General features: G+C 69.6%; 15 protein-coding genes. 6 read left to right on the forward strand and 9 right to left on the reverse strand.

What is annotated here, in order from left to right; all coding sequences use genetic code 11:
* Positions 1-19: 19 nt before the first annotated feature.
* On the reverse strand, positions 20-2,614 hold the full coding sequence (locus J4573_RS46195) for a TNT domain-containing protein (RefSeq protein ID WP_208262756.1): 2,595 nt from the start codon (positions 2,612-2,614) through the stop codon (positions 20-22).
* A 496-nt stretch (positions 2,615-3,110) separates the two neighbouring features.
* Between J4573_RS46195 and J4573_RS56480 the strand changes: the two genes are divergently transcribed.
* Positions 3,111-4,289 (forward strand): alpha/beta hydrolase family protein, encoded by a 1,179-nt coding sequence (locus J4573_RS56480; RefSeq protein WP_208262757.1) that lies wholly within the window; start codon positions 3,111-3,113, stop codon positions 4,287-4,289.
* Between the two features lie 15 nt (positions 4,290-4,304).
* Here the strand turns inward: J4573_RS56480 and J4573_RS46205 are convergent, their stop codons facing one another.
* The 6 genes from J4573_RS46205 to J4573_RS46230 form a co-directional block, all read right to left on the reverse strand.
* Positions 4,305-4,694 (reverse strand): LiaF domain-containing protein, encoded by a 390-nt coding sequence (locus tag J4573_RS46205; RefSeq protein ID WP_208262758.1) that lies wholly within the window; start codon positions 4,692-4,694, stop codon positions 4,305-4,307.
* Positions 4,695-4,876: 182 nt separating this feature from the next.
* Positions 4,877-5,752 (reverse strand): LLM class flavin-dependent oxidoreductase, encoded by an 876-nt coding sequence (locus tag J4573_RS46210; RefSeq protein ID WP_208262759.1) that lies wholly within the window; start codon positions 5,750-5,752, stop codon positions 4,877-4,879.
* Positions 5,753-5,766: 14 nt separating this feature from the next.
* Entirely contained in the window at positions 5,767-6,723 is a 957-nt protein-coding gene (locus tag J4573_RS46215) for a zinc-binding dehydrogenase (protein ID WP_208262760.1), read from the reverse strand.
* 59 nt (positions 6,724-6,782) lie between these two features.
* Entirely contained in the window at positions 6,783-7,232 is a 450-nt protein-coding gene (locus tag J4573_RS46220; RefSeq protein WP_208262761.1) for a cupin domain-containing protein, read from the reverse strand.
* 46 nt (positions 7,233-7,278) lie between these two features.
* Entirely contained in the window at positions 7,279-8,058 is a 780-nt protein-coding gene (locus J4573_RS46225) for an ABC transporter permease (RefSeq protein ID WP_208262762.1), read from the reverse strand.
* Positions 8,055-9,011 (reverse strand): ABC transporter ATP-binding protein, encoded by a 957-nt coding sequence (locus J4573_RS46230; protein WP_307797464.1) that lies wholly within the window; start codon positions 9,009-9,011, stop codon positions 8,055-8,057. Before J4573_RS46230 ends, J4573_RS46225 begins: the two co-directional genes overlap by 4 nt.
* A 230-nt stretch (positions 9,012-9,241) precedes the next feature.
* Here J4573_RS46230 and J4573_RS46235 point away from each other — a divergent pair, with 230 nt between their 5' ends.
* On the forward strand, positions 9,242-10,198 hold the full coding sequence (locus tag J4573_RS46235) for a beta-propeller fold lactonase family protein (RefSeq protein WP_208262764.1): 957 nt from the start codon (positions 9,242-9,244) through the stop codon (positions 10,196-10,198).
* Positions 10,199-10,244: 46 nt separating this feature from the next.
* Here J4573_RS46235 and J4573_RS46240 read toward each other — a convergent pair whose 3' ends face one another.
* Complete coding sequence (locus J4573_RS46240) at positions 10,245-10,634, reverse strand: DinB family protein (RefSeq protein ID WP_208262765.1); 390 nt, start codon at positions 10,632-10,634, stop codon at positions 10,245-10,247.
* Between the two features lie 483 nt (positions 10,635-11,117).
* Here J4573_RS46240 and J4573_RS46245 point away from each other — a divergent pair, with 483 nt between their 5' ends.
* Positions 11,118-12,428, forward strand: a complete 1,311-nt coding sequence (locus tag J4573_RS46245) for an alkaline phosphatase family protein (protein WP_243774682.1) — start codon at positions 11,118-11,120, stop codon at positions 12,426-12,428.
* Here the strand turns inward: J4573_RS46245 and J4573_RS46250 are convergent.
* Entirely contained in the window at positions 12,403-13,290 is an 888-nt protein-coding gene (locus J4573_RS46250) for an alpha/beta fold hydrolase (RefSeq protein ID WP_307797477.1), read from the reverse strand. The genes J4573_RS46245 and J4573_RS46250 overlap by 26 nt on opposite strands.
* Positions 13,291-13,484: 194 nt before the next feature.
* Between J4573_RS46250 and J4573_RS46255 the strand changes: the two genes are divergently transcribed.
* The 3 genes from J4573_RS46255 to J4573_RS46265 all read left to right on the forward strand — a co-directional run bounded on the left by J4573_RS46255 (position 13,485) and on the right by J4573_RS46265 (position 15,621).
* A complete protein-coding gene (locus J4573_RS46255; RefSeq protein WP_208262768.1) occupies positions 13,485-14,054 on the forward strand; it encodes a hypothetical protein in 570 nt (189 codons plus the stop codon).
* Positions 14,048-14,788: a hypothetical protein gene (locus tag J4573_RS46260; RefSeq protein ID WP_208262769.1), complete on the forward strand. Its 741-nt coding sequence runs from the start codon at positions 14,048-14,050 to the stop codon at positions 14,786-14,788. Before J4573_RS46255 ends, J4573_RS46260 begins: the two co-directional genes overlap by 7 nt.
* Before the next feature lie 89 nt (positions 14,789-14,877).
* Positions 14,878-15,621, forward strand: a complete 744-nt coding sequence (locus tag J4573_RS46265) for a sensor domain-containing protein (RefSeq protein WP_208262771.1) — start codon at positions 14,878-14,880, stop codon at positions 15,619-15,621.
* The last annotated feature ends 5 nt before the right edge of the window (positions 15,622-15,626 follow it).

Genomic DNA, 15,626 nt, shown 5'->3' on the forward strand with positions numbered 1-15,626 from the left:
TGGCTAGGCGGCCTGGTGGCTAGCGGTCTTCGGTAAGGGTGCCGTCGGCCAGGTGGTCGGCGATCGCTCTCGGGAGGATGTAGGCCGTTCCGCCGCCGGGCTGCTCGAACCACGGGACGGCGGTTCCTGTGAGCACGCGGAGCGGGGTCAGCAGGCGGTACGTGTAGTACGGCCTGCTCTCCCAGTCGGCGGGCAGGGAGCGCTGGTGGAAAGGCGTGCGGGCCACGTAGACGACGTTGCCTGAGGGGCCTCCGTAGCGGTCGACCCTTGCGCCTGCGGGCAGCTCTATGACTTGGCGGTTCCTGAAGAGACTCAGGGGTGGCTCGCCTGTTAGGGGCTGGATGGCTTCCTCTTCTGCCGGGAACTCCGCGGCTTTCATGCGTTCCGGAACGAGGAGGAGCGAGCCGAGCAGGTAGGCCGCTGCTTTGCCTGCGGTGTCGAAGGCCGACTCCAGTCGGCGTTCACCGTCGTAGAGGTGGAACACGGACCAGCGCTTGTCCTCGTACACCATGCACCAGGCGCCCTCGACGGCCTCCTGTAGGCGGTAGACGGCAGGGTCCACGCTCAGGTCTTTAAGGCGCTTCTCCAGCTCACGCAGTACGGCAGCTGGGCTGGCGGGGCGTACTTCGAGGTTTCGGTCCGGGCCTGAGTCTGGGGATGGGGCTGAGGCCTGGGCCGGGTCTGGTGATTCCAGCAGGGTGGGAGGGGCCGGACGGGGCTCAGGCTGGGGTGGCTGTTCGAACATTGTGGCCGGCGCGGGATGCGCGGCTGGTTCGAAGACGGTTGCGGCGGCGGGCGGGGCGGCGGCCGGCGGCGGTGTAGGGCCGGGAGGGGGCAGGGCGGAGCCTGCGGTGCCGGATGGCGTTCCGGCGGGCGGTGAGGCTGGTGGTGGCGGCGTACGGGAGTCGGAGGGCGTAGGCGATGCCACAGGCGCTGAGGACGCAGGTGGCGCGGGGGGCGCTGCTGGCATTGGGGACGCGGAGGGCGAGGCTGGTGCCGCAGGAGTCGCGGAGGGCGCGGGGAACGCTCCGGAAGGCGGGGAGGCGGCCTGCGTCTGGGCCAGGCGGTCGGGGGCCGCGGTCCCGGTCACGGCGGCGCTGGCGGCGTTCATGGTGTCGTCGTCGACCGTCGGGACGTGGAAGCCCTGCGCACGGATGTGGGCGACCAGGTCGGGCTCAGGTGAGATGCCGTGCTCGCGCAGGTAGTACGCGACGGCGCCCGACCACACCCAGGTGCCGTCAGTGTGAAAGGTGAGCGGGACCTGCGATCCGCGGGACGGGTCGAGGCGGTCGGGGGCGTACGAACGGGCCGCCATGACGACCGGCGCGTGGCGCAGATAGTCGATCACGCGCGCGACCTCGTTCTGCGGAACGGGCGGGCGGGACACCGAGGGGCGGTCGCTGTCGGGGTTGACGTTGTCGAACACCCGCGCCTTGCGGATCCCCTCGGGCGCAGGCGCCGCCTCGGCCCGTGAGGCGGACGCGGATCCGGATCCGGACGTGGCGCCCGGCGTGGGCCAGGACGCAGACGCGGGGGCCGGGGCGGCCCCAGACGCGGAGGCGGAGGCCGGCGCGGACCCGGACCCAGACGCGGACGCGGACGCGGACCCGGACGCGGGGGCGGGGGCGGACCCGGACGCGGGGGCCTGGACGGAGGCCGACTCCGATGTAGAGGACTTGGGGGCGTCGGGCGTTGTGGGGGGTGAGGGTGCGGCGCTGGTGCCCAGGCGGCGGGCCATCCACTCGGGCGGGTTGTCGCGGGGGAAGCGTTCCAGCTCCCGCCGCACGTCCTCGGCCGACGGCTCGGGCTGGAACGCGGGCTCCTCGTCCCAGGTGTACTTGGCCTGGCAGCGAACCTTGTTGTTCTCGAACGTCAGCTGGAAGTCCATGCGCGACCACGTACTGCCCTGGAAGCCGTACATCCCCGCGCGCAGCCGGTCGATCACCACCCCGGCGGCGGCAGGGGGCGCCCAGACGCTCATCGTCCCGTCGGCCTTGTAACACATCATCGGCGGGTACTGAACGTTGTCCCCGACGGCCTGGTAGTAGCCGAAGATCCGCTGCCAGAGCGGCGGCGCGTGGTCGGCGAGCACGATGTTGAGCTCGTTGGAGATCAGCTCCATCTGCTCGACCGGGTTGAGCGGTACGGGGTCGCCGGGCTCGCCGCTGTACGACGGCTCCACGTCCTCCAGCCGGGAGCGCAGCCAGTGCGGGGTGTACGCGCCGTCGCGCGGCAGCACGATCTGGTCGCGACGCCAGCAGTCGAGCGGGATCGGCGGGTTCCACTCGGGGTCGAAGTCGTAGTTGTAGAGCCGCTGGATCTCCGACGGCGCCGCGCCTGGCTCGATCAGGAAGAGCACCGAGAACCAGGTGCCCTGTTCCGACAGGTAGCAGGCCCGGCGCAGGTCCATGAGGAGGTCGGTCAGCTCGGACGGAACGGACTCGGCGGTGGCGATCTTCTTGTCCTCGCCGAGAACGGTGAGCGCGATGTCACTCACCGCGACCGTGGCGATGCAGTGCAGGTCGATGCGCTTCCATCCGGGCGGCGCGAGCCGGGTCGCAAACCGGATGACCTGTTCCTCGAGCGCCGCGATGCGTTCGTTCTGCCCCGCCACAGACCCGTTCCCCTTGCCTGGTCATAGAAGCCGACGTGTGAACTACCGACGATCCGCAGGTTATCGGGATCAGCGCCGCCCTTCCGTACGAGACGGGGCCGGTCGGATATCCCCCGGCCGGGGGACCATGATCACCCGGCGGCGGGAGCCCCCGCCCTCGGCCCGAACGGGACAGTGGACACGTCCGAGCGAAAAGGCCGGCGACAGCCTGGTGACCGCGTGAGCGGCGGAACGCTCTGAGACTCCGGTGGCCGCCGTTCAACCGCCCGATACGGCGGCCACCGGACCGCCAACGGCCACCACCGGACCGCCACCGGACCGCCACCGGCCACCACCGGACCGCCACCGGCCACCATCGGACCGGTCGCCGGCCGACCGGCGGACCTTCACCGGACCGGTGGACGGTCCGCCAAAGGACCCGCCGGCGGAACGGTGGCGAAGATGGCGGCGGTTTGCGGCGCGGGTGAGGGTTGACCTCGAATAACGTAGAAGTACCGTGTCCATCGATATCGCCACCCCCGAGCTGACCCCGCCCAGGCGCCGTAGCCTGTCGCGCGTGGCAGTGGCCGCCGTCCTCGCGCTCGTCGTCCTCCTGGCCGCGGCGACGGCAGGCATTGGCTGGTACTTCTCCGGAGTGGCCGTCGAGGTGACGCATGCCGACGTGTACGACTTGAAGATCCTCGACTCGGGCGACGGAACGGTCACGCTCCCGCGCGACGAGACGACCGCGCTCCCCGGCACCTGGGCGCTGGTCTGGAAGACCGACCGAGACAAGGCCCCGAAGAACGACCGTGCGCTCCTCGGCCCGGTGGTCACCGCGACGTCCAAGAAGGTCGTACGGAAGCTGGAGACGAACGGGGTCGCGGCCCCGGCCAAGGGCGCGAAGGCGTTCATCGACCACTGGATCTACGACAGCGACCCGCGCCAGGCGCTGGGCGTCGACTTCCAGAACGTCACCTATCCGTCGGAGCTCGGCCCGATGCCGGCCTGGCTGATCCCGGGACGGACGTTCAACGGCCCGTGGGTCATCGGCGTCCATGGCCGCAACGCCGACAAGCTGGAGACGATGCGGGCCATCCCGACGGTTCACCGCCTCGGCCTGCCGATGCTGTCGATCGCGTACCGGAACGACTCCAACGCCCCGGTCAGCCGCGACGGCAAGAACCACCTGGGCGACACCGAATGGAAGGACGTGGCCTCGGCCATCGTCTACGCCCGCGCGCACGGCGCGACCGGGATCATCCTGCACGGCTGGTCGATGGGCGGCGCGATGGTGATGACCACGCTCCGCAAGGACCCCGCGTTCATCCGCGGCGTCGTGCTCGACTCACCGGTCATGGACTGGAACGCCACGCTCGACAAGCAGGGCGCCAGCCGTCACCTGCCGGGGTTCGTGACTGACGTGGCCAAGCAGATCCTCGAACGCCGCATCGGCATCAAGCTGGCGGACTTCGATCAGCGGCCGTACGCGCCGCAGATCAAGGTTCCCGTTCTGCTCTACACGACCGCCGACGACGAGACGGTCGACAACGGCCCGGCCTTCACGTTCGCCAGGAAGGCGCCGCACGGGCTGGTCACGCACGTCGAGACGCAGGGCGGTCACACCGAGGCCTGGAACGTGAACCCCTCCGCCTACGAGACCGCCCTCACCACCTTCCTCACCAAGATCCACTAAGGCGTGGCCGGCGGGCTAAGCGGCGCGGCGGACCTTGACGCCGCCGAAGAGGCTGTACGCGTGGACCCGCAGAACCTGGCCGCCCGGCTCGGCGGGCTCGATGTTGCGGCCGCCGATGAGGCTGAAGCCCTTGACCTTGACGTCGAGATCGGCGGGAACGGTGAGCTTGACCCCGCCGATCAGCGACACCTTCACCACGGTCGCACCGGCCGGCGTCTCGGTCTCGGTGAGATCCAGGTCCACGCCTCCGACCGGCGAGACGGCGACCGTGCGGCGGCGCATCCGCCAGGGGCTGCGGCGGGCCATCCCGCCCAGCAGAGCGACGTGGACCGTGGTGCTGGATTCGGCGGGGACCTCGGCGACGGACTCGGCGGCGGCGCTCTTGGTGATCTCGGTGTTCGTCATGACCATGAACCTACGGGCCGCGTGACCTGCCGGTTAGTGCCTGGAATCCGGCGTTCACCATGACAAAAGTCAGGCCCGTCAGCGCCGACGGCTCAGGCTGAGCCAACGGCTCAGGCTGAGCCAACAACTCAGGCGGAGCCAACGACTCAGGCTGAGCCAACGACTCAGGCTGAGCAGAAAGCTCAGGCGGCGACCAGCCTGGCCGTCTCGCCGAGCAGTTCGGTCTGGCGCAGCCGGTCGGGACCGAACGGCATGGCGATGATCCGGTGCGCCCCGGCGGCGGACAGTTCGGCGAAGCGTTCGGCAGCCTGCGACGGGCTTCCGAGGATCAGCGTGGCGCGCGCCTCCTCCTCGCCCAGCCCGTACTCGGTCAGGCCCCGCACCTGCGCGTCGATCAACGGGGCGGGCAGCTCGCCGAGCCCCACGCTGACGCCGACGGTCAAGCGCGGCGCCGGGCGGCCGTACCCGGCGGCGAGTTCGGCCACCCGCGCCGACCACTCGGCGATGAGCTCGGGTGCGGAGAACGCCGGATACCACTCGTCCCCGTACTGCGCAGCCCGCCGCATCACAGCGCCGCCCCCGCCGCCACCGATCAGCACCGGCGGAACGGTGGCCCCAGGCGACAGCGTGATCTCCTCATCGCCGATCCGGCTCGGCTTGCCCGCGATCAGATCCGGGAGCACCTCCAGCGCCGCGTCGGTCCGGGCGCCTCGTTCGGCGAACGGGACGCCGACCGCCCGCCAGGCAGCCTCGCCGTGCACGGGCCCGCCGCTGCCGACGCCGAGCAGTACGCGGTCGCCCGACAGGTGCTGGAGGGTCGCCACCTGCTTGGCCGCCCACGCGACAGGACGCAGCGGCAGCACCATGACGCCGAAGCCGAGCTTGACGCGGTGCGTGACCGCCGCGGCCGTGCTGAGCACGAGCGTGCTGTCGAGGAACGGCTTGACGGGGATCAGGTGATCACCGACCCAGATCGACTCCAGGCCGGCCTGCTCGGCGGCGCGGGCGTGGTCGGCGATTCCCGCGCTCTCGTCGACGCCGAACGAGGGTAGGTTCACGCCGACGTGGACCATCACTTCACCTCGGCGTTCACGTCGAGGAGGGTCTTGCCGAAGGTGGCGCGGGACTCGATGGCGGCGTGCGCGTCGGCGGCGCGTTCGAGCGGGAAGCGTTGGCCGATCAGAGGACGCAGGCGTCCCGCGGCCGCGTCCTCGATCGCTTCCCTCGCCAGCGCGCGCATCTGTTCCGGCGTTCCGCTCCAGGCGGCGATCGTGACCCCGCGTTCGGCTGCGGCGGCCTCGTCGATGCCCGCCCACTCGCCGCTCGCGAGCCCGAAGGTGACGATCCGGCCGCCCTTCCCCAGCAGCTCGAACGCGGCGCGTCCGATGTCGCCGCCCACCGCATCGAAGACGACGTCCACCGGGCCGACCTCGTCCGTCCAGCCGGGCTCGCGGTAGTCGACCGTCTCGTCGGCGCCGAGGTCGCGGGCCAGCGCCAGCTTGCGTTCGCCCCCGGCCGCCGCCACGACGGTCGCGCCGGCCGCCTTGGCGAGCTGGACGAGGACGTGCCCGACCCCGCCCGCCGCCGCCTCGACCAGAACCCGCTCCCCCGGCTTCGGCGCGGCCGAACGCATCATGATCTTGGCCGTACGGCCGTCCGCGAGCAGCGCGACCGCGTCGTCGATGGCCAGCCCGTCCGGCACCTCGATGAGCGCCTCCGCGTCCATGACGACCCGTTCGGCATAGCCGCCTTCGCCCTTCAGGCTCGACACGACCCGCGTACCGACCAACCCGGGATCGACGCCCTCCCCCACCTCGGCGACGACCCCGCCCACGCCGTTACCCGGGATCATCGGCGGCTTGGCCTTGAACGGCCCCGGCTTGCCCGACCTGAACTGCGTCTCGACGAACGTGATGTTGGCGTACGCGACGTCGATCAGCGCCTGCCCCGGCCCGGGTACGGGATCGGGCGCGTCCCCGATCTCCAGCACCTCGGGCCCGCCGAACTCCTTCAGCCACACGGCACGCATTTATTGCTCCCCTCACAGCGTTCCTACGAATGAGGGTGCAACCTCAAGTCACCTTGAGGTCAAGGCAGGGTGACGGTGTCGTACGCGGCCCGTAGGCGCGCGAGACGCTCGGGATCGAGTTCCTCGCCCCGTTCCAGCGCCCGATGGATCTCGCGGAAGTAGTTCTCGTAGCCCGCCGGAGTCAGGATGAACAAACACCGCGCCCAATCGTCCGACGCGTTCCGGAACCCGTGCGCGACCCCCTTGGGGACCGAGACCGTTCCCCCCGCCCCGACCGCCACGGCCCGATCCGCCAGGTCGAACGTGACCTCGCCGTCGAGGACCTGGAAATGCTCCTCGTGCCCATGATGAATGTGCGGCGCCGCGCCAAGCGCGCCAGGCGGGAACACGTACTCCACGATGGCGATCGACCCACCGGTCTGGTCCCCAGAGAGCCGCACGAGGTACTCCCCCGCCGGAGCCCGCAGCCGTTCGGCATCCTCAGCCGCATTCAGGACGATGTCGGTCATACCTCAAATCATCCCACCCCAAAGATCACCAATCCCGCCCGCTCGTTCAGGTGATGTCGCGGCGGACCGTGGTCACGGTCGCGATGGCGGCGAACGCCAGTCCGTACGTCAGCAGCACCAGCACGCCGCCCCAGACCGGAAGCGTGTCCGCATCGCCTGGCCCGCCGAGGCCGCCGGACGTCTGCGTGATCGCGCGTACGGCTCCCGCCGGCAGCCACTGGCCGACCTTGGGCAGCGCCAGCGACACGATCCCCTCGACGAGCTGCACCCACACCACGGCCACGATGATCGCGGCGATCTGGTTGCGGATCAGGGCTCCGAGACCCAGTCCCACCAGCGCGTACAGCCCCATCGCCAGAACGGTCCCGCCCAGCACCACCGGCACGTCGTTGTCGATCAGCGACGTCGATCCGCCCTTGATGGCGAGCGCCGGCAGCGCGACGATCACCACCGCCAGCACCGTCAGCACACCGAAGGCCAGCCCGAATCCGAAGTAGGAGACCAGCTTGGCCGCCAGCAGCCGCCCTCGCCGAGGCGTGGTCAGGAACGCCTGCGTGATCGTCTGATGCCGGTACTCGCCGGTGATCCCGATGATGCCGAGGATCATCATGAACAGCACACCGCCGCTGGCCACCGAGTAGAACCCACGCACCGTCTCCGGGTCGCTGACCGGCGGGATCACCGTCTCCCCACGCTGCTTCACGCCCGCGAACGCGATGAGGACGCCAAGCCCGAACAGCGCGAAGCCGACGCTGAGCGCGAGCATCCCGAGCCACATCCGGGTGGAACGGATCTTCAGTAGCTCGGCCCGGACCAGCGAGATCATCGCTCCAGCTCCCGCATCGTGAGGTCGAGGAAGACCTTCTCCAGCCCCGACCGTTCCCGGACCAGCTCACTCAGCGCGATGCGCGCCTCAAGCGCCGCCCGCCCGACGTCCGCCGCGTCCATCCCGGTCACCCACAGCACATCCGCTTCCCGCCGAACGGTCCCACCCGCCGCCTCAAGCACACCCGCCAGCGCCGCGGCCTCCTCGACTGCCCCGGCCAGCTCAGCATGCTCGGGCATCGCGAGCCCCTCGGCCTGCTCGGCCGCCTCGGCACGCCCGGTCCGCTCGATGGGCTCGGCGACTCTCACTCGGAGTTCGGACTCCTCGCCCACTAGTTCGGCGAGGGGTGCGTCGCGGACTACGCGGCCGTGGGCGATGATGACGACGTGGTCGGCGATCTGCTCGACCTCCGACAGCACGTGGCTGGACACCAGGACCGTGCAGCCGCCGTCGGCCAGGTGGCGCAGCATCGCGCGCAGCCAGTGGATCCCCGCCGGGTCCAGGCCGTTCGCCGGCTCGTCCAGGATCAGTACGGGCGGCTCGCCCAGCACTGCCGTGGCCAGCGCCAACCGCTGCCGCATGCCGAGCGAGTAGGTCCCCACGCGCCGGTCCGCGTCCTCGGTGAGGCCGGTCATCTCCAGAACGGCGTCCACCCGTTCACCAGGCAAGTTGGCCGACATGCAGGTCACCCGCAGGTGGTCGCGCGCGCTCCGGCCCGGATGGAACCCGGTCGCCTCCAGCGCCGCCCCGACCACCGCCGCGGGCCGTTCCAGCTCCGCGTACGCGCGCCCGTTGATCAGCGCCCGGCCCTCGGTCGGCCGCACCAGCCCGAGCAGGCTTCGCAACGTCGTCGTCTTCCCGGCGCCGTTCGGCCCGAGAAACCCCGTGACCATTCCCGGCCTCGCCGTGAAGCTCAACCCGTCGACCGCCACCACGGCTCCGAACCGCTTCACGAGCCCCTCAACCGAGATCACAACGCCCCATTCTGGCGCGGTCGTCACGTGAACGGTGGACTTGTTCTGGTTTCTCTTGATCGGAGTTCGTGGTGTCCGCCTCCTCGCCGCTCTACGACCTCCTCCATTCGACGCAGCCAAGTGCGCGACACGTTCGTTCAAGAGGCGGTGGATGGAATCGGCCGGCCGATCTAGCGTCGTCTTCGATCACGCGAGGGAGAGGGCGCGCCATGACCAGTGAGCTGCTTGCCGTAGCCGATCACCGGGCCGGGGTGGGGCTGTTCGACACCGCCTCGTTCGAGCACGTGGAGACGATCGCCGTGCCACCCGAGCCGCATGAGCTGGCCTTCGACCCGGCGCGCAGGCTGCTGTACGCGACGATCACCTACCGGTCGGGCTTCTACGGGAGCGAAGCCAAGGCGAGCGAGCTGGTCGTGATCGATGTCGACCGCCGGAGCGCCGACGTCGTCGACCTGGCGCCCGAGCACGCGCCGCACGGCATCGTCGTACGCGGGGACCTGGTGTACGTGAGCGTCGAGGCGGGGCCTGCGGGCGAGGGCGGTCTGCTGGTGATCGACGCCGGTACGCGCAAGGTCGTGGACAGGATCGCGACGGGCGCGCCCGGGCCGCATTGGTTCGCGCTGACGCCGGACGGCGCCAAGGCATATGTCAGCAACAAGGAGGCCCCGTTCGTCAGCGTCGTCGATCTTGCCTCGTGCGAGGTCGTCGGCCGGATTCCCGTGCCGAGCAGCGAAGGCCTGGCCATGACGCCCGACGGTCGTCGCGTCTTCGTCGCCTCACCGATGTTCGGCCGGGAGCCGGGGCCGGGCGACCTCGGCATCCGGGTGATCGACACCGCGGCGGGCGAGGTCGTGCAGGTCCTGGAGGTCGGTGGCCAGGTCATCCCGGTGCACGTCACGGCGGACGGAACGCTCCTGGCGGCCGAGGTCGCGCACGACGGCGGTCGCGTGAACGTCTACGAGCCGGACTCGCTGGCGCTGCGCGGCAGCGTGGACGTGGGCGTGTTCCCGCTGACCCTGCACTCCTCGCCCGACGGATCGCGCGCGTACGCGGCGAACGGCGGCTCAGGCACCGTCTCGGTCGTCGACCTGAAGACCTTGAGGGTCACCGCGACCATGAACGTGAGCGCCGGAAGCGCGCACGGCCTCGCCATCATCCCGGCGTAACCGGTCACCATCCCGGTTTAGCCGGCCGCCATCCCGGCCTCACCGGTCACCATCCCGGTCCGACCGGCCGCCGTCCCGATCTAGCCGGAGGTGCCGAGCACGTCGCGCCGCAGGTAGAGGTCGCGGAGGAGCCCGACCTCCGCGCCGTGGTGGACCAGTTCGTCGAGCACGTGGATGGCGAGGTCGGTGGTCGAGTCGTCGGCGTACGGGCCGAACGCGGGCCCGAGCGGGCTCCACCATCGACGGCCTCGTCGAGGCCGTCGATCCGGTCGCGCCAGTACGTGCGGTAGGTGTCGTTCAGGAACGCGACGGCCGCCTCGGCCGAGGGTACGAAGTCCACGTCGTCCAGCGTCACCTTGCCGTCCGCGAACAGCCGGTCGCCGAACCCGATGAACGTGAGGCCGATATGCCCGATCCGCCAGGCAATCGTCGTCACGGGCTCCGGATTGGGCACGGCCGACCCACGCGCGGCCCCTCCGCCGTCTCCTCCGCCGTCTCCTCCGCCGGCCCCTCCGCCGTCTCCTCCGCCGTCTCCTCCGCCGGCCCCTCCGCCGGCCCCTCCGCCGGCCCCTCCGCCGGCCCCTCCGCCGTCTCCTCCGTCACCGTCTATGCGCCAGCGTCCGGCCTCGTTCTGCCGGACTGTCCAGCAGCCGGGTACGGGCTGCCAGAAGTACTCGTCGTCGGTCATCCCCTCGAGGCGGCCGGCCAGCCTGCCGAAGGTGTAGTCGAAGGCTCTGACGAGCGAGTTTCCGATACCGGCCACCAAGCCACCCCCTCCGACAACCCACAGCCTCGGACGCTCGGCAAGCATGAACAATCTTCATCTTCCGCGCGCCGAATTGTTGGTTTCTGTTCTATCGCCCGGCCCCGCGAGTCGTCATGCTCCCCACGCATCCCCTGCGCGAGAGGACCGATGGCCATGGACGATCTGACCCGGCGTGGATTCCTGGCGGGCACCGCCGCCGCGGCCGCCGCCGTCACGGTTGCGGCGGGCACCGCCGACGCCGCCACGACCGCCGCGGCCGGTCCGGCCTCCCGGCGCGCCAAGGTCTCCCGTCTCCCGCAGCCGGGCGAGTCGGGCATCGACCACATCGTCTGCGTCATGATGGAGAACAGGTCGTTCGACCACTACCTCGGCTGGCTGCCGGGCGCCGACGGCCGCCAGGCTGGCCTCACGTACACCGACAAGAACGGCGCCGCGCAGTCCACCCACCACCTCACCGTCCCGCACGGCTGCGGCTTCAACGACCCCGACCACAGCTACGAGGGCGGCCGGGTCGAGTTCAACGACGGCAAGTGCGACGGCTGGCTGCGCGCGGGCGAGAACGACGCCCTCTCCATCGGCTACTTCGAGGCACCCGACCTGAACTTCTACGGCGGGGCGGCACGCGACTGGACGGTCTGCGATCGCTACTTCGCCGCGATCCTGTCCTCGACGTTCCCCAACCGCATCTTCCAGCACGCCGCGCAGACCGACCGCATCTCCAACACCTTCACCATCTCCGAGCTCACCACCATCTGGGACCGGCTCGCGGAGAAGAAGGTGCCGCACAAGTACTACTTCAGCGACGTTCCGTTCACCGCCATCTGGGGCCTCAAGCACCTGGGCATCAGTCACCAGATCAGCGAGTTCTACAACGACGCCAAGGCAGGCAACCTCCCAGCCGTCTCCTTCGTGGAGCCCGGTTTCGCCGGAGAGGCCATCCCCGGCCTTAGCGAAGATGAGCATCCCCTTGCCGACATCCGTTTCGGCCAGGCGTTCCTCAACCGCGTCTACGAAGCGGTCACTTCCAGCCCCAACTGGGAGCGCACCCTCCTGGTCATCAACTACGACGAGTGGGGCGGCTTCTTCGACCACGTCCCGCCGCCTATCGGCCCCGACCCGCGCCCCGACCTCGGTACGGGCCAGCGCGGCTTCCGCGTCCCCTGCCTCCTCATCTCCCCCCGCGCCCGCCGCCGCGCCATCGCCCACGAGGTGTACGACCACACCTCCGTCCTGAAGGCCATCGAATGGCGCTGGGGCCTCCGCCCCCTCACCGTTCGCGACGCGGCCGCCCGCAACATCGCCGAGGTCCTGGACTTCGAGAGCAGGCCCAACCTGGACGCGCCCCGCTACAACGCGCCCCGCCCCTCAACCCTGGGCTGCCTCGACCCGTTCCACAGCCACTTCGGTGACGACTGGGCCGACCTGCAGCGGTACGCGCTCAAGCACAACTTCGGAGCCCGCTGACAGCCCCCGCCACGACCGCCGGATCGGAAATCATCGGCAGATGCCGCGCGCCCGGAACAATCACGGGCGGGCAAGCCCCGATCCGGCGGGCAGTCTCCTGAGGCGCATCTTTACTAAACACACTGTCCTCGCTCCCAAAGACGACCCCCTTCGGCATGGGCAACCCCCGCAAAAGCTCCAGCCTCCCCGCGGGAATCCCCACAACCCCCGCCCGAAGCATCGCCCAGGCGGCCTGCTCAGCCCCCTTGACCCTGAACGGCCGCGTCCACTGGTCGACCCCAGCGGCGTCCAACCTCGCGCACTTGGGCCCGCACACCCGTGAGTACGCTGCCCGCACCAACCGGTCGGACTTGAGCCCCAACCTCAGCAAGCTCGTCCGATAGGGATCCCAAAACAAATAGCTAACCGGCGAAGCAGCCCCCGCCCCCGTAGGCAGCGCGTCCCCATCAACGAAGACCACACCCCCTACACCAGCCCCCCGGATCGCCGCCTCCGCAACAACAGCGGCTCCACTCGAGTGCCCCACCAGCACAGGCCGCTGCAACCCCAGGGCCTTCACGAAACCCAGCACCTGCTCGGCCATGTGCTTGGCGTCGTACGGCTTCCTATGCTCGCTGTAGCCGAACCCCGTCAGATCCAGGGCATAGACCCTGTGATCCCTCCCGAGCACCTCAGCCATAGGCGCCCAGGCATCCGCCGACTCGAACGACCCGTGCACCAAGACGACCTGCGGCCCCTGCGTACCCCACACCCGGTACCGCGTCCGCACATCACCCGCCTGCACATACAACAGCCCCCGAGGCACCTGCGCCCGCCCCGCCGTCACCCAGTTGAACCCGAACGACCCCAGCGTCACCACCACGAACAGCAAGGCCAGCCCCTGCGCCACCCGCCGCCGCCACACCCGGAACATGCCCCCAGAACGCCCCCGCCCGCCTGATCGTGCCCGCCGGTTGGACACCTTTCCCCCACTCATCTCTTTTCTGGCCACATCGGCCTCTGTAAGCTTCCGGACGTACTCAGCCCCGTTCTCGACTGGTTGATCAGGGATTAGCGATGCACGCCCGGTTGGTACGTTCCTCCACCCGCATCGCATCATGCTGCGTCCTCCTAGCCGCCTGCGGCACCCACTCCTCAGGCAGCGGAGCCTTCAACCCCAACGGCGCCACGGCCCCCGCCTCCCAGGCCAACACCCCCGCGGCCGACCAGAAGGCCCCCAACGCCCTCCCCACCCAACAGGTCGACAAGGCAGTCCTAGACCGCTACCGCGAGTACCAGCGCATCTACAAACAGGCCTACGAAACCAACGACCCCTCCACGCTCAACGGGATCGTGATCGACCCTCTCCTGGCTTCCATCACCAAGGACCTCAACACCCTCGCGGCCCAAAAAGAGGTCTGGCGCTTCACCAACGCGCTCAACCCACGGATCCAGGGCCGCTCCAAGGACGGCATGGACGTCTACGTCATCGACTGCGTAGCTACCATCGCGGCCTATCGCTACTCGACTACGACAGGGAAACGTCTCGGTGGCGGGCCCGGCAGAGCGCGTGCCGCGCTCACCGTACTCCGGTACTCCAACGGCACCTGGATGGTCTCCGACGCAAAGCGGGGCAAGGAATGCTGACCAAACCACACCTGCTCGTCACGACCTCGCTGCTCCTCAGCGCGGCGGTTGTCACCCTGGCTCCGGCCGCCTACGCCGGCTGTGAGAAGGACAACCCCCATGCGAACTGCGGCGCGGAGAGCGGTGGCGGTTCAGGGGGCGGGGACACCACCAGCCCCGGAGGCTCGGGCGGTGGCGGGGACACCGGTCCCGGTAAGGCGCCCAACAACGACGCGGGCGGCATTGGTGCCCCGCCGGCCAACCCGATCATCCAGCACGTGCCGACCATCGACCTGGCCAGCTCGGCCCGTGACAGCCTCACCGTGCGAGAGCCCGGGGTCCACACCTCTCCCAATGGCAAGACCTACGTGAGAGTTCGGACCGGCCTCTACATCAACGCGGATCGCTTCAGGACCTACACCGCCAAGGCGCAAGCGCCTCCGACCGGTCCGCCCGAACAAGTGGTCACGGCGACGGCCAAGCCTCAGGGCGTGACCTGGAAGATGGTCGAGTCCTCTCTGGAGTGCGACGGCCCGGGTGCACCGAACTCCACCAAGTGCGGTTACAGCTACAACCGTTCCTCGGCGAACCAGCCCGGCGGCAAGTACCACATCAGCGCCACGCTCACCTGGTCGCTCACGTGGACCTGCCAGGGGACCTGCGACACCCCCGGCGGCGATCTCGGCCCCATGCAGATGACGTCCTTCTTCGACCTCCCCGTGGGCGAGATCCAGACAGGAGACAAGTCCAACTAGCCGAATCCAGCTTGTCGACGGCCGGCCGGACATACGACGGATCGGCTCGGCGGATCCGTCTCGACGCCGGCCACACGGAAGGTGACCTCGTGCCCTGGAGCAGACTCCACAGCTTCTCGTCGGCTCTCGTTGTCACCGGCCTGATACTGGGCGGGTGCGGCGGCAGTGGAAGTGAGGCCGCCGATCGCAAGCCGACCTCGGCTGCGCCGTCCGCGACCGCCACACCACCTCCGACCTACTCGGCCGACGCGATCGAGAAGGCTCTTCTCAAGCCGGCGGAGATCTCGCGCGGAATGCAGAATCTCGAGATTTCACTTCTGCCGCTCCGCGACAAACGGCTCCCGCTGTGCTCACTCACCGGCATGGTCCTGCCAGGAAAGCCCGACATCACTATCCGGCAGATGAACGCGCCCCAGGACACCCACAGCGAGAAGAAGTTCGCGCAGGTGATCGTGCGCTATCCGGATCCAGCCACCGCGGCCGGCCAGTTCACCGCCGTCCAAGGCAAGATCAGGGCATGTCCGAAGAAGCAGCACGTCGGCTCGAAGAAGGTCCCCGACCAGAAGTTCACGCTCTTCGCCCATGACGACACCTGGAAGCTGTCGGAGGACTCCGTCGCCGGATGGAGCCATATCCGTGGCGTCGAAAAGCAGCTGTTCTCTTCGGCCCAGACCACGAACAACGTCCTGTACTTCGTCTATGACTACGCGTTCCGCGGCAACGTCCTGGTCACCAGCCTCTATTGGGAGCGCGCCAAGCCGTCCGACTCTGCAGATCCGGTCGCCAAACGCGCGACCGATGTGCTGACCAAGCAGCTACAGAAGCTCGGCTGAGCCGG

Source organism: Actinomadura barringtoniae, from assembly GCF_017573505.1.
In the GTDB taxonomy this organism is placed as follows: domain Bacteria; phylum Actinomycetota; class Actinomycetes; order Streptosporangiales; family Streptosporangiaceae; genus Spirillospora; species Spirillospora barringtoniae.